The 226-nt window shown below is 73.9% G+C and carries 1 protein-coding gene; it reads left to right on the forward strand.

Translation table 11 applies throughout. The annotated features are described in order from the left end of the window. Window positions 1-15 precede the first annotated feature (15 nt). Window positions 16-226, forward strand: a 211-nt coding sequence (locus tag ACNAW0_RS31000) for a transposase (RefSeq protein ID WP_416291579.1), incomplete at its 3' end; no start/stop codon positions are given.

Genomic DNA, 226 nt, shown 5'->3' on the forward strand with positions numbered 1-226 from the left:
CGGGGTCGGTGGTTCGTGGCCTTCCAGGTCGAGATCCAGCGCGCCACCGACCGCACCCCGGCCCGCCCGGACGTGGTAGCGGGGGTGGGCCTGGGCGTGAAATGCCTCGCGGTGATCGCCGACAACCGGGGCGCAGTGCGGTTCGTGCCGAACCCGGCACACTACGACGCCGCGCTCAAGCACCTCAAACGGCTCTCCCGCCGGGTGGCCCGCCGTCAGGGGCCGG

Source organism: Micromonospora sp. SL1-18, assembly GCF_047921505.1.
In the GTDB taxonomy this organism is placed as follows: Bacteria; Actinomycetota; Actinomycetes; order Mycobacteriales; family Micromonosporaceae; genus Micromonospora.